Source organism: Alteriqipengyuania lutimaris, from assembly GCF_003363135.1.
Taxonomy (GTDB): Bacteria; Pseudomonadota; Alphaproteobacteria; order Sphingomonadales; family Sphingomonadaceae; genus Alteriqipengyuania; species Alteriqipengyuania lutimaris.
Map to the genome: position 1 here is coordinate 1,721,088 of NZ_QRBB01000001.1, position 13,225 is coordinate 1,734,312.

Genomic DNA, 13,225 nt, shown 5'->3' on the forward strand with positions numbered 1-13,225 from the left:
GAAAAGCGACATTTTTGAATGCCAAGCATCGTCCCTCCGACGAGGATGGCTTGTATCCTGCTGTGCGGAATGACATAGGAATCCGCGAAATCTTGGGAAAAAAGCGGGAGAACTGAAGAGATCTCCACAAAGATTCCCAAATTTCCCCTTTAATCCCCACTCATCCCGCTATAAGACGGAAGTCACATCGGACAGGAGTCGACCCGCGCGTGAATGCCACGCGACCCGGGGTGCTTGGTGCACCGCGGCGCGGGGAGGCCTTGTCCTGAGCAATGGAGCTCACAGGGGAAGAGCGAAAACGTGTCGGAGGCGTTTCAGGGATATAGCGGTCAGGCCTTTTCGCTTCGCAGCGAAAAGGGCCGGTTCACGCTGCCGCCCGCCTTCCGCAACGCGGTGAAGCTCTCCACCGAGGACCGCAGGCTCTGCCTGACCAAGCACGACAAGTGGGATTGCCTCGTCGGTTTCGGCACGAAGCGGGTCGAGGATTTCGAGGCGATCCTCGATCGCGAAGAGGAATCGGCCTTCAAGTTCGGACGCGATTTCGACCGCGATACCCGTGCGATCCAGCTCAACAGCTTCGAGACCATGCCGTTCGACGACAGCGGGCGTTTCATCATGCCCGAATTCCTGCGCGACATCGGCGAGATCGACGATGCGCTGTTCTTCCAGGGCGGCGGACGCTTCTTCACGCTCTGGAACCCCGCCAAGCTCTACGAAATGGGCCCCGAGATGGCGATGCCCAAGGCCGCCTGCCGCGCGCTGGAAAAGGACGCGCGCGAGAAGGGGAAGAAGAAGTGAGCGGCCCGTCCCCTCACGTCCCCGTCCTGCTCGACGAAGTGATCGTCGCGCTGAAGCCCGGGCCGGGCGACCTGATCGTCGACGGCACCTTCGGCGCGGGCGGCTATACCCGCGCGCTGCTGGATGCGGGCGCGACCGTGCACGCGTTCGACCGCGATCCCTCCGCGCTCGAGAATGCGCAAGGCTGGGCCGAACTGGCCGAAAGCCCGCCGCGCCTCGTCCTTCACCGCCGGCCCTTCGCCGAAATGGCGGATGCGCTGGGGGAGCAGGGCATCGACCAGGTGCAGGGCATCGTTCTCGACATTGGCGTATCCTCGATGCAGCTCGACCAAGCCGAGCGCGGCTTCTCCTTCGCCGGGGACGGCCCGCTCGACATGCGGATGGACCCCGACCTGCCGAGCGCGGCGGATTTCCTGAACTCCGCCGACGAAGGCGTGATCGCCGACGTGATCTACGAATATGGTGAAGAGCGGCAGTCGCGCCGGATCGCGCGCGCGATTGTCGCTGCGCGCCCGCTGGAGACGACCGGCGAACTCGCGCGGATCGTGCGCAAGGCGACCGGACACAAGCCGCACGACAAGAAGGACCCGGCGACGCGGACCTTCCAGGCGATCCGCATCCATGTGAACGGCGAGCTCGACCAGCTGCTCGAGGCGCTGGGGGCGGCGGAGCGTCTGCTCGCGCCCGGCGGGCGGCTGGTGGTCGTCTCGTTCCACTCTCTCGAAGATCGCATCGTGAAGCGCTTCCTGCGGGACGCTTCCGGTCAGGTTGGCGGCGGCTCCCGCCATCTTCCCCTCAAGGAACTGCCGCCGACCACATTTTCCAAGCCCGACAAGGCGGTCCGCGCGGGCGAGGCGGAGCTGGCGCGCAATCCGCGTGCGCGCTCGGCCATCCTGCGCTCTGCCACCCGCACCGACGAACCCGCGAGAAAGGAACTGGTCCATGGTTAGAGGCAGTCGCCTGCGGCAGATCGGCTGGGCCATCTGCATCGGCATCGTCTTCGGCGGATTCATGCTGCTGACCTTCCGGGTCAACGCGGTGAAGAGCGAGGTCGTGCGGGCCGAGCGCCTGATCGTCGACCTCGAGCGCGAGAAGCTGGCGCTGGAAACCGAATTCGAAACGCGCGCCAACCAGCAGCAGCTGGCGGACTGGAACGCGATCGAGTTCGGCTACGCGCCGCCGCGCGCCGACCAGTTCCTCGAAAGCGAACGCCAGCTGGCGAGCTTCAGCGCGCCGCGCGCGCCCGGCTCGCCCGAGCCGATCCGCTTCGCCCGCGAAATGGAAGCGAGCGATTATCCCGCGCTCGTCTCTCCGCTGGCCAACAGCGACGACGAAGCATCCGACACGGCCGAAGATGCCGATGCGTCCGCACTGAAGTCCGAAGCGCAGCTCGCGCTGGCAAGGCTCGACTGATGGCGAGCGTCGCCATCGATTCCATGGTGGCGGCCGGCCCCTTGCGGGTGGCCAACAAGCGGCTCGAATCGCTGCTGATGGCGCGCATGCGCGCACTATTGCTGATGCCTGCCTTCGGGTTGGTTGCGGTCGTCGCGCTGCTGCGGATCGCCTCTTTCGGCGTGCTCGGCGCGCCCGATACGCCGATGTCGATGGAGCAGCGCCTGCTGCCCCCGCGCGGCGAGATCACCGATCGCAACGGCCTGCCGCTGGCACGCAATTACAATGCCTTCGCGCTGTGGTTCAATCCCAAGGCGATGAAGGACGGCGGCAGCGCGCTGGTCCGCTCGCCGGACGAGGTCGCGCATTCGCTGGCCGAAATCTTCCCCGAGCTGGACGAGGCGGACGTCGCCGCGCGGCTCGCCAGCGGCAAGGCGCAATACCTGCGCCGTCGCCTGCTGCCCGAGGAAGCCAACCGCGTGTTCGACATCGGCGAACCCGCGCTCGAACTGCCGGCGGAGAAGGACCGCTTCTACCCGCAGGGATCGATGGCCGCGCACGTGCTCGGCTACGTCAAGGACGGCGAAGGCCATCTCGGCATGGAAGCCGTGCTGCAGGACGAGCTGACCGATGCCGCCTCGCGCGGGGAGCCGACCGCGATCGCGATCGACCTGCGCGTTCAGGGCGCGCTGGAAGACGAGCTGCGCAAGGGGATGCTGTCGGTCAACGCACGCGGCGCGGCGGGCGTGATCCTCGACGTCGAGAGCGGCGAGATCGTCGCGCTGGCATCGCTGCCCGCCTTCGACCCCAACGACATTACGGCCGAAGACCTGATGGTGAGCGAGGCGCAGGCCAAGCGTGGCGAGACCCCGCGCGTGTTCAACTCCGTGACCAACCAGGTCTACGAACTGGGCTCCACCTTCAAGCCGCTGTCCTTCGCCGCCGCGATCGATGCGGGGATCATTCGCGACCTCAGCCTTCGGTACGACGCAAAGCCGGTGAAAGTCGCGGGCCGTACCCTTTCGGACAGTCACTCGCTCGGAGATACGCTCAATGTGCCCGAAGCGCTGATTCACTCCTCGAACACGGTTACCGCGCGTGTTGCCGACAAGCTCGGCGGCGATCGCCTGCGCGACACGATGCGCGCTCTCGGCCTTGCCGAGCGGCCCTATATGGAGCTGCCCGCGCGCGGTGCGCCGATCTGGCCGGGGGAGAAGTGGTCGCGGATCACGACCATGACGGTCAGCTACGGCCACGGCATCGCGGTCACGCCGCTGCACCTCGCCAGCGCCTATGCCGCGATGGTCAACGGCGGCATCTGGCGCCCTGCGACGCTGCGCAAGGTCGAGCCGGGCACCGAGGTTGCCGGGCGGCGCGTGTTCAAGGAAGACACCAGCGCGCGCATGCGCCAGCTGCTGCGGATGATCACGGTCTACGGCACGGGCAAGAGCGCCAATGCGCCGGGATATCGCGTCGGCGGCAAGACCGGCTCTGCCGAAAAGCCCTCGCACTCCGGCTATCGCGAGCGCCTGCTCGTCTCCACCTTCGCCGCCGCCTTCCCGATGGATCATCCGCGCTATGTCGTGGTCACCATGCTGGATGAGCCCAAGGGCACGACTGCCAGCTCGTTCCAGCGCACCGCCGCGTGGAATGCCGCGCCGATCGTCGGCAAGCTGATCCCGCGGATCGGCCCGATGCTCGACGTGCGGCCCGACCTCAGCCGCGATATCGATATCTCGGATCTGCGCCCGCTGATCCGGAGCGACATCGAATGAAGCTCGACGCACTCCTCCAGGCTGCCGGGCGGACGGAGCGTGAAGGCGGCGCTTCGTCGGTGACGGGCTTCGCGATCGATCACCGCAAGGTCGCGCCGGGTACGGTCTTCGGTGCCTTCCAGGGCAGCGCAGTGAATGGCGAGGATTTCATCGAGGCGGCGATCGCGGCGGGCGCGATCGCCATCGTTGCGCGTCCCGAGGCGAAGATCGACGGCGCGCTGCATATTGCGGATGACACTCCGCGCCGCGCTTTCGCGAAGCTTGCCGCGCGCTATTTCACCCCGGCGCCCGAAACCATCGTCGCGGTCACTGGCACCAACGGCAAGACCTCCACGGTCGAGATGACCCGCCAGCTCTGGCGCATGCTGGGCGAGCGGGCGGCGAGCATCGGCACGCTGGGCGTGACCACGCCCGACGAGAGCGTGTCGACCGGGCTGACCACGCCCGACATCGTGACCTTCCACTCGAACCTCGCCGGGCTGGCGCGCGAAGGCGTGACGCACATCGCCTACGAGGCATCGAGCCACGGGCTAGACCAGTATCGCAACGAAGGCGCGCGCGTGATCGCCGGCGCCTTCACCAATTTCAGCCGCGACCACCTCGATTACCATGAAAGCATGGAGGCCTATTTCGAGGCCAAGATGCGGCTGTTCGACGCGGTCGTGGCGGATGACGGCACGGCGGTGATCTGGGCCGACGGCAGCGAGTGGTCCGCCAGGGCGCGCCAGCATGCGGAAAAGCGCGGGCTGTCGATTTTTACCGCCGGCCCGCAAGGCGAGGATATTCGCCTGATCGCGCAGGAGCCGTCGCAGTTGGGGCAGGCGATGGAGATCGCCCGCGGTGGCGAACGGCGCACGGTCCGGTTGCCGCTGATCGGGGCCTATCAGGCTGCCAATGCCCTGACCGCCGCTTCGCTGGCGCTGGTCACAGGGGCGGACGAGCCGCGCCTGTGGGATGCGCTCGGCCGGTTGCAGCCGGTGCGCGGTCGGCTGGAGCGCGCGGTCATCACGCCCTCGGGCGCGCCGGTCTATGTCGATTACGCCCACACGCCCGATGCACTTGAAGCCGCGATTTCGGCGCTGCGTCCGCATGTGAGCGGGCAGCTGGTGTGCGTCTTCGGCGCGGGCGGCGATCGCGACACCGGCAAGCGTGAAGGGATGGGCGAGGTCGCCTCGCGGCTCGCCGATGCGGTGATCGTGACCGACGACAATCCGCGCGGCGAGGACCCGGCGGCCATTCGCAGCGAGATCATGCAGGGTGCGGGCGACAACACCCGCGAAGTGGCCGGGCGGCGCGAAGCCATCGCCGAAGCCATCCACAATATCGAGCGGGACGACATCGTCCTGATTGCCGGCAAGGGCCACGAGGAGGGTCAGATCATCGGTTCGGGAGACAATATGCGGGTATTGCCGTTCAACGATGTGCAGGTCGCGCGCGAGGAAGCGGCGCAAAGCGCTCAGACGGAGACGGGCGCATGAGCGTGGTCGCTTTCGCCCATCCGAGCCTTCGCGCATGGCTGCCTGCACCGCGCGACGCGCTGTCGCTGGCTCTGTGGAACGCAGCCGAGATCGCCGAGGCGACCGGCGGTGTCGCCTCGGGCGAATTCCAGTGCGCAGGTGTCGAGATGGATAGCCGCGACGTGCGCCCGGGCGATCTCTTCATCGCATTGAAGGGCGAGGCGATGGATGGCCATCGCTTCATCGACAAGGCCTTTGCCGCAGGTGCTGCGGCCGCCATCGTCGACCGGCCGATCGACTGGCCGCATGTGCTGGTGGAAGATACGACCGCCGCACTCCACGCGCTGGCCGCTGCGGCGCGCACCCGTTCGCCGGGCAAACGCATCGCGGTGACTGGTTCGGTCGGCAAGACGGGGGTGAAGGAAGCGATCTTCACCGCGCTCGACCGTTCCAGCCGGGGCCAGGCGCACCGCTCGGTCCGCAGCTACAACAACCATGTCGGCGTGCCGCTCAGCCTCGCGCGGATGGGCTCGCGGGCGAAGTATGGCGTGTTCGAGATGGGGATGAACCACGCGGGCGAAATCGCCCCGCTGGTCGACCATGTCCGGCCCGATGTCGCCGTCATCACCACCATCGCGCCCGCGCATATCGAGAACCTGGGCACTATCGAGGCGATTGCCGACGAGAAGGCGCAGATCTTCGTCGGACTGGAACCGGGCGGCGCGGCGGTGATCCCCGCCGACATTCCGCAGTTCGAGCAATTGCGCGCCCATGCCGAGGCTGCGGGCGCGGATGTGTTCTCCTTCGGGCGCGGGAGCCACGCGCGGGTCCGCCTGCTCGATGCAATCCCCGCTGCCAATGGCGGCGCTTCGCTCGTCACCGCGCAGATCGACGATACGCGCCTGTGCTATTCGGTCGCCGAGCCGGGCGAGCACTGGATCGACAATTCGCTGGCCGTCATGGCGACCGTCTATGCCGTCGGCGGAGACCTCGGCGCGGCGGGCATCGCGCTGGGCGAGATGGGCGGACTGAAAGGGCGTGGCGCGCGCCACACGATCACCGCCGCCGGTGGCCGTGCGACGCTGATCGACGAAAGCTACAACGCCAATCCCGCCTCGATGCGCGCCACGCTGGCGCAGCTTGGCCAGACCCCCGCCAGCCGCCGGATCGTGGTGCTGGGCGCGATGGGCGAGCTGGGCGAGTTCAGCGCGCGCTTCCACGAACAGCTGGCCGAACCGGTCGAGGCGGCGCAGGTCGATTTCGCGGTCCTCGTGGGCGAGGGGATGGAACCTCTCGTGCGCAAGCTGGGGACGGCGGGCATCAACGGGCTTGGCAATCCGGTGCCCTTCGCCCATTGCGCAGACCCTGCCGAAGCGATTGCCGCACTCGAGGAATTCGGCCTCAACGCGGGCGATGCGATCCTTGTGAAGGGTTCGAACTTCGTGGGTCTTGGCCGCCTGGTCGATCACTTCGTCAGTCGTGGCTGATGGGTCAGCCGAGGTTGAGCAAGGGATCGGGACCGGCACGAAATGTTCTATTTGATTGCGGAATGGCTTGAATTCGAAGGGATTTTCAATCTCTTCCGCTACCAGACGTTTCGTGCGGGTGCGGCCATTCTCACCGCCCTGTTCATCGGCCTGCTGATCGGTCCGAAGCTGATCGCGCTGCTGCGGGTGCGGCAGGGCAAGGGCCAGCCGATCCGCGAGGACGGGCCCAAGACCCACCTCGCCAAGGTCGGCACGCCGACGATGGGCGGGCTGATGATCCTCGTCGCGATGGTGCTCAGCCTGCTGCTGTGGATGGACATGTCCAGCCCCTTCGTATGGGCCTGCCTCGCCGTGACCATCGGGTTCGGCGCGATCGGCTTCATGGACGATTACGACAAGGTCACGAAGAACAGCCATGCGGGCGTATCGGGCAAGGTACGCCTCGCGCTCGAATTCCTCGTCGCCGGGATCGCGGCCTATATCATCGTCAGCCAGATCAACACGTGGCTCTACGTGCCCTTCGTGTCCAACCAGGCGATCCCGCTCGGGCCGTTCTACTACGTCTTCGCTGCCGTGGTGATCGTGGGGGCGGGCAACGCGGTGAACCTGACCGACGGGCTCGACGGGCTGGCGATCATGCCCGTGGTGATCGCGGCGGGCACCTTCGCGATCATCGCCTATCTCGCCGGCCGCGCGGATTTCAGCGAATATCTGGGCATTCCCTATATCGAGGGCGCGGGCGAGCTGGCGATCTTCTGCGCCTGCATCATGGGGGCGGGCCTCGCCTTCCTGTGGTTCAACGCGCCGCCCGCGAACGTCTTCATGGGCGACACCGGTTCGCTGGCTCTCGGCGGAGCGCTGGGCGCGATCGCGGTCGCCAGCCACCATGAAATCGTGCTCGCCATCGTCGGCGGGCTGTTCGTGTTCGAGGCGCTCTCCGTCATCATCCAGGTCTTCTGGTTCAAGCGCACGGGCAAGCGCATATTCCGCATGGCGCCCGTCCACCACCATTTCGAACAGCTCGGCTGGAGCGAGACGAAGGTCGTGATCCGCTTCTGGATCATCGCCATCGTGCTTGCCATCGTCGGGCTGAGCACGCTGAAGCTGCGGTGATCACGAACCCCGCCTGGAAGGGCCGCAAATATGCGGTCCTCGGCCTCGCGAGGTCGGGGCGGGCGACGGTTAACGCCCTGCTGGCGGCGGGTGCGGACGTTACCGCATGGGACGAGCGCGACGATGCGCGCGCGTTCTTCGAGGGCCGCGTGACGCTGGCCGATCCGGTCGAGGTCGACCTGACCGGCTTCGACGGCGTGGTGGTCTCGCCCGGCGTCCCGCTCAACACCCACCCGATCAAGCCGCATGCCGACAGGTTCGGAGTGCCGGTGATCGGCGATATCGAGCTTTTCGCCCAGGCGCGTGAGACCCTGCCGCCGCACAAGGTCGTCGGTATTACCGGCACCAACGGCAAGAGCACCACCACCGCGCTGGTGCATCACATTCTGAAAGAAGCGGGCGTGCCGACCACGATGGGCGGCAATATCGGTCTCCCGATCCTCGAGCAGGAGCCGCTGCCGGAAGGCGGCGTTTATGTGCTCGAGCTGTCGAGCTACCAGATCGACCTGACCTTCAGCCTCGCTTGCGACGTCGCGGTGCTCCTGAACATCACGCCCGATCATCTCGACCGCTACGACAGCTTCGAAGCCTATGCGGCGAGCAAATCGCGCCTGCTCGCGATGCAGACGCAGGGTCAGAATTCCATTGCCCGGTTCACCGATGCGCGGCTTCTGGGACAGTTCGCGGAAGGCTCGATCGCGAGCATTCTCGAGGATGTGCTGGAGAACCGGGGCTTCGAAGCCGGCGATCGGGACGACTGGCCATCGCTCCAGGGGCCGCACAATCGCGAGAACGCAGCAGCGGCGATCGAGGTTGCGGACATTCTAGGCCTGTCGGAAGGGCAAATTCGCGGGGGTCTGCGCACCTTCCCCGGCCTCCCCCACCGGATGGAGCGGGTCGGCGAGCTTGGCGGCGTGCTCTACGTCAACGACAGCAAGGCGACCAACACCGCCGCTGCCGCGCCCGCGCTGGCGGCGTTCGAGAAGATCCACTGGATCGTCGGCGGAAAGGCCAAGGAGCCCGGCCTTGGCGAAACCGAGCAGCACATGCACCGCGTCACCGCCGCCTACACCATCGGAGAGGCGGGCGATGCCTTTGCCGAAGCGCTGATGCCGCATTGCGCGGTCAGCCGGTGCGGCACGCTCGAAAAAGCGGTGGAGCTTGCCTCGCAGGTCGCGCGCGGCGGCGAGACCGTGCTGCTGAGCCCCGCCTGCGCCAGCTTCGACCAGTTTCGCGATTTCGAGGATCGCGGCGACCAGTTTCGCACACTGGTCCACGCCATCACCTTCCGGGAGGGCATCTGAATGAACATCGCTCCCGCCACCGCCCTGTCTCACGACCTGTCGGCACGCGGCAGCAAGCTGCCGTGGCGTGCGCGCGCCAAGATCTGGTGGCGCGAGCTCGACCACGTCCTCCTCGGCCTGATCGTCATCCTGATGGCGGTCGGTTGCGCCGCGATCTCCGCCGCCTCGCCCGCCGGGGCGGATCGCCTGTCGAGCGACGAGGTGACGCTGCCGCCGCTCTACTTCCTGTGGGCGCACCTGCGCTGGCTCGCACTCGGGATCGCGATGATGCTCGGCCTGTCGATGCTGAACCGCGAGACAGCGCGACGCTTTGCCATCCTGCTTTCGATAGCCATGGTCGCCGCGCTCGTGCTGGTGCCCTTCGTCGGGTACGAGGTGAACGGCGCGCGGCGCTGGCTCAACCTCGGCTTCCGGTTCCAGCCGTCCGAATTCCTCAAGCCCGGCTTCGCGGTGACCCTGGCATGGATCATGAGCTGGCGGCTCAAAGACCCGCAGATGCCGGTCTTCGCCCTCGTCACCGGAGCGCTGGCGATGGTTGTCATCCTGCTGATGACGCAGCCCAATCTCGGCGACGCGATCCTGTTCGCGGGTGTGTGGTTCGTGCTCGTGCTGCTGGGCGGGGTCTCCTTCCGCCACGTCGCGGCGATGATCGCGAGTGGCTTCGTAGGCCTGTGCCTCGCCTACGCGTTCTACGATAATGCCCGTCACCGGATCGATTCCTGGCTGTTCGGCGGGACCGATTTCGACCAGGTCGACCTTGCCCAGCGAACGCTGCTGGCAGGCGGTTGGGACGGGGTCGGCTTCTGGGTCGGCCGGGCGAAGTTCCGCCTGCCCGAAGCGCAGACCGACTACATCTTCTCGGTCGTGGGCGAGGAGTTCGGCCTGCTTGCCTGCGGCGGGATCGTGCTGTTGTTCCTCGCCATCGTGCTGCGGGTGCTGGCGCGCGTGGCGAGCGAGGAGAATTTCTTCGCGCTGCTGGCCGCCGCGGGCCTCACCGCGCAGCTGGGCGGGCAGGCCTTCATCAACATCCTCGTCAACCTGTCGCTGTTCCCGTCGAAAGGCATGACGCTGCCGCTGGTCAGCTATGGCGGCTCGTCCACGATCGCGGTATGCATGGGCTTCGGCCTGCTGCTCGCGCTGACGCGGCGCAACCCGTTCCTGACGCGGGAAACCGCAGGCCTTCGCAAGCCCCTGTTCGAGAAGGACCGGGGTCTCTTCGACAAAGAGAGGAATTCATGAGCGGGGCCAATCGACATTACGTGCTCGCCGCGGGCGGCACCGGCGGCCACATGCTGCCGGCTTTTGCGCTGGCGCACGAGCTGGAGCGGCGCGGCCATCACGTTGCGCTGATCACCGACGAGCGCGGGGCGAACATCCCGGGCAAGCCGGACTTCATGCCCGCGCACATCATGCCCGCGGGGCGCTTCGGTAAGAACCCGATCCGCTGGATCAAGGGCGCGGCCAAGGTGATGGAAGGCCGCCAGATGGCGAAGCAGCTGTTCGAAAGCTTCGAGCCGAGCGCGGTCGTCGGCTTCGGCGGCTATCCGACGCTGCCCGCGCTGCTGGCGGCGCGCAGTGCCAAGGTGCCGAGCATCATTCACGAACAGAACGCGGTGCTGGGCCGGGTCAACCGCCTGCTTGCCCCGCGCGCCGCCGCGATCGCGACGGCCTATCCGCAGATCGCGCGGCTGAAGTCGAGCTGGAACCGCAAGACGCATCTGGTGGGCAACCCCGTGCGCGCCGAAGTGCTGGCTCTGCGCGAGGAACCCTTCCCGACCTTCACCGAAGACAGCCTGCTCAAGGTGCTGGTCACCGGCGGCAGCCAGGGCGCAAGCATTCTGGCGCAGGCGGTGCCCGACGGGCTGGCGATGCTGCCGCCCGCGCTGCGTCAGCGCCTGCAGGTGGTGCAGCAGTGCCGCCCGGAGGATGTGGGCGCGGTGCGCGAACGCTATCGCAACCACGAGATTCCAGCCGAGCTGGCGACCTATTTCGAGAACATGGCCGAGCGGTTGGCCGATGCGCACCTGTTCATCGGGCGCGCCGGGGCCTCGACCATTGCCGAACTGACTGCGGTGGGCCGCCCCGCGATCCTCGTACCGCTGCCGATCGCGACCGACGATCACCAGGCGGCGAACACGCGCGAAATCGTGCAAGCGGGCGGGGCGCGGATGATCCGCCAGAGTTCCTTCACGCCCAAGGAACTGGCGCGGCAGATCCAGGTACTCAGCCAGCGCTCGGGCACGCTCGGCACCGCAGCCCACAAGGCGTGGAATTGCGGTCGCCCCGATGCGGTCAAGGACTTGGCCGACCTCGTCGAAAGCTTCGGCGGGGCTGAGATGATGGACGTCATCCGCGTGGGCAAGAACAACGCACGCGGCGCGTCGCAGGGCATTGCCGTGGGGCAGGGCGCGGCCAAGGACGTCGCGGAAGAGCGACAGGCATGAAGGGCGTCGCCACCGATATCGGAATGATCCACTTCGTCGGCATCGGCGGGATCGGCATGTCCGGCATCGCCGAGGTGATGCACAATCTCGGCTATCAGGTGCAGGGTTCCGACATTGCCGAAAGCCCCGCAGTGGAGCGGCTGAAGAAGCGCGGCATCGAGGTATCGATCGGCCATGCGCGCGAGAATGTGGACGGTGTGGCGGTGGTGGTCACCTCCACCGCGGTCAAGCGGACCAACCCGGAAGTCGAGGCCGCGCTCGAAAACCGCATCCCCGTGGTGCGGCGCGCCGAAATGCTCGCCGAACTGATGCGCCTCAAGTCGACCATCGCGGTGGCGGGCACGCACGGCAAGACGACCACGACCAGCATGATCGCAGGCCTGCTCGACTGCGGTGAGATCGACCCGACCGTCATCAATGGCGGGGTGATCGAACAGTTCGGCTCCAACGCAAGGCTCGGCGATTCCGATTGGATGGTGGTCGAGGCGGACGAGAGCGACGGCAGCTTCCTGCGCCTCGACGGGACGATCGCGGTCGTCACCAATATCGATCCCGAACATCTCGAGCATTACGGCGATTTCGACGGCGTGAAGCGCGCCTTCGTGGAGTTCATCCACAACGTGCCCTTCTACGGCGCGGCGATTTTGTGCGTCGATCACCCGGAAGTGCAGGCAGTGATCGGGCAGGTGCGCGACCGGCGCGTGATCACCTACGGCTTCTCGCTCCAGGCCGATATCTGCGCGGTCAACGTCACGCCCGAGCCGGGCGGCAACCGCTTCGACGTGATCGTGCGCCAGCGCGGGCCGAGGGACCAGGCGCAGGACCGGCGGATCGAGAACGTGTTCCTGCCAATGCCCGGCAGGCACAATGTGCAGAACGCGCTCGCGGCGATCGCGGTCAGCCTCGAAATGAACTGCTCGGACGATGTGATCCGCAACGGTTTCGCCAATTTCGGCGGCGTCCGGCGGCGTTTCACCAAGGTCGGCACGGTTGAGGCCGATGGCGGCGTTGCGACCGTGATCGACGACTACGCCCACCACCCCGTGGAAATCCGCGCGGTGCTCGCCGCGGCGCGCGAAAGCGTGGGCTCGGGGGTCGAGGGCGGGCGCGTAATTGCGGTGATGCAGCCGCACCGCTATACGCGCCTCAACGAGCTGATGGGCGATTTCCAGAGCTGCTTCAACGAGGCGGATCAGGTCTATGTGACGCCGGTCTACGAAGCGGGCGAGGACCCGATCGATGGTGCCGATGCAAGCTCGCTGGTCGAGGGTATCAAGTCGCTCGGCCACCGCCACGCCCAGACGATCGAGGATCGCGAGCACCTCGTGCGCACCCTCGCGCCCGAATTGCAGCCGGGCGACCTCGTCCTGTGCCTGGGCGCGGGCGACATCACCAAGTGGGCGGCGAGGCTGCCCGACGAATTGCAGGCCCAGCGCGAGCAGGTGACCGCGTGAG

General features: G+C 66.9%; 11 protein-coding genes. All 11 read left to right on the forward strand.

The window, feature by feature from the left end:
- Window positions 1–300: 300 nt before the first annotated feature.
- The 11 genes from DL238_RS08140 to murC are packed head-to-tail and all read left to right on the forward strand — an operon-like array spanning window position 301 to window position 13,224.
- Window positions 301–798 (forward strand): division/cell wall cluster transcriptional repressor MraZ, encoded by a 498-nt coding sequence (locus DL238_RS08140; RefSeq protein ID WP_115491799.1) that lies wholly within the window; start codon window positions 301–303, stop codon window positions 796–798.
- Entirely contained in the window at window positions 795–1,748 is a 954-nt protein-coding gene (gene rsmH, locus DL238_RS08145; RefSeq protein ID WP_115491800.1) for a 16S rRNA (cytosine(1402)-N(4))-methyltransferase RsmH, read from the forward strand. Before DL238_RS08140 ends, rsmH begins: the two co-directional genes overlap by 4 nt.
- A complete protein-coding gene (locus tag DL238_RS08150) occupies window positions 1,741–2,211 on the forward strand; it encodes a hypothetical protein (protein WP_115491801.1) in 471 nt (156 codons plus the stop codon). The genes rsmH and DL238_RS08150 overlap by 8 nt, the downstream gene beginning before the upstream one ends.
- A complete protein-coding gene (locus DL238_RS08155; protein WP_115491802.1) occupies window positions 2,211–3,965 on the forward strand; it encodes a peptidoglycan D,D-transpeptidase FtsI family protein in 1,755 nt (584 codons plus the stop codon). Before DL238_RS08150 ends, DL238_RS08155 begins: the two co-directional genes overlap by 1 nt.
- On the forward strand, window positions 3,962–5,443 hold the full coding sequence (locus DL238_RS08160; protein WP_115491803.1) for a UDP-N-acetylmuramoyl-L-alanyl-D-glutamate--2,6-diaminopimelate ligase: 1,482 nt from the start codon (window positions 3,962–3,964) through the stop codon (window positions 5,441–5,443). Before DL238_RS08155 ends, DL238_RS08160 begins: the two co-directional genes overlap by 4 nt.
- Window positions 5,440–6,909 (forward strand): UDP-N-acetylmuramoyl-tripeptide--D-alanyl-D-alanine ligase, encoded by a 1,470-nt coding sequence (locus tag DL238_RS08165; RefSeq protein WP_115491804.1) that lies wholly within the window; start codon window positions 5,440–5,442, stop codon window positions 6,907–6,909. The genes DL238_RS08160 and DL238_RS08165 overlap by 4 nt, the downstream gene beginning before the upstream one ends.
- Before the next feature lie 42 nt (window positions 6,910–6,951).
- Entirely contained in the window at window positions 6,952–8,022 is a 1,071-nt protein-coding gene (mraY, locus tag DL238_RS08170; protein ID WP_115491805.1) for a phospho-N-acetylmuramoyl-pentapeptide-transferase, read from the forward strand.
- Window positions 8,019–9,326: a UDP-N-acetylmuramoyl-L-alanine--D-glutamate ligase gene (gene murD, locus DL238_RS08175; protein ID WP_115491806.1), complete on the forward strand. Its 1,308-nt coding sequence runs from the start codon at window positions 8,019–8,021 to the stop codon at window positions 9,324–9,326. The genes mraY and murD overlap by 4 nt, the downstream gene beginning before the upstream one ends.
- Window positions 9,327–10,565, forward strand: coding sequence for an FtsW/RodA/SpoVE family cell cycle protein (locus DL238_RS08180; RefSeq protein ID WP_115491807.1), 1,239 nt, complete (start codon window positions 9,327–9,329; stop codon window positions 10,563–10,565).
- On the forward strand, window positions 10,562–11,770 hold the full coding sequence (gene murG / locus DL238_RS08185) for an undecaprenyldiphospho-muramoylpentapeptide beta-N-acetylglucosaminyltransferase (RefSeq protein WP_115491808.1): 1,209 nt from the start codon (window positions 10,562–10,564) through the stop codon (window positions 11,768–11,770). The genes DL238_RS08180 and murG overlap by 4 nt, the downstream gene beginning before the upstream one ends.
- Window positions 11,767–13,224 (forward strand): UDP-N-acetylmuramate--L-alanine ligase, encoded by a 1,458-nt coding sequence (murC, locus tag DL238_RS08190; protein WP_115491809.1) that lies wholly within the window; start codon window positions 11,767–11,769, stop codon window positions 13,222–13,224. The genes murG and murC overlap by 4 nt, the downstream gene beginning before the upstream one ends.
- The last annotated feature ends 1 nt before the right edge of the window (window position 13,225 follow it).

Excerpts from the sequence above, each read along its gene's own strand:
- DL238_RS08150 (WP_115491801.1), top strand. The coding sequence starts at position 1,741 with ATGGTTAGAGGCAGTCGCCTGCGGCAGATCGGCTGGGCCATCTGCATC.
- DL238_RS08155 (WP_115491802.1), top strand. The coding sequence starts at position 2,211 with ATGGCGAGCGTCGCCATCGATTCCATGGTGGCGGCCGGCCCCTTGCGG.
- DL238_RS08160 (WP_115491803.1), top strand. The coding sequence starts at position 3,962 with ATGAAGCTCGACGCACTCCTCCAGGCTGCCGGGCGGACGGAGCGTGAA.
- DL238_RS08165 (WP_115491804.1), top strand. The coding sequence starts at position 5,440 with ATGAGCGTGGTCGCTTTCGCCCATCCGAGCCTTCGCGCATGGCTGCCT.
- mraY (WP_115491805.1), top strand. The coding sequence starts at position 6,952 with ATGTTCTATTTGATTGCGGAATGGCTTGAATTCGAAGGGATTTTCAAT.
- DL238_RS08180 (WP_115491807.1), top strand. The coding sequence starts at position 9,327 with ATGAACATCGCTCCCGCCACCGCCCTGTCTCACGACCTGTCGGCACGC.
- murG (WP_115491808.1), top strand. The coding sequence starts at position 10,562 with ATGAGCGGGGCCAATCGACATTACGTGCTCGCCGCGGGCGGCACCGGC.
- murC (WP_115491809.1), top strand. The coding sequence starts at position 11,767 with ATGAAGGGCGTCGCCACCGATATCGGAATGATCCACTTCGTCGGCATC.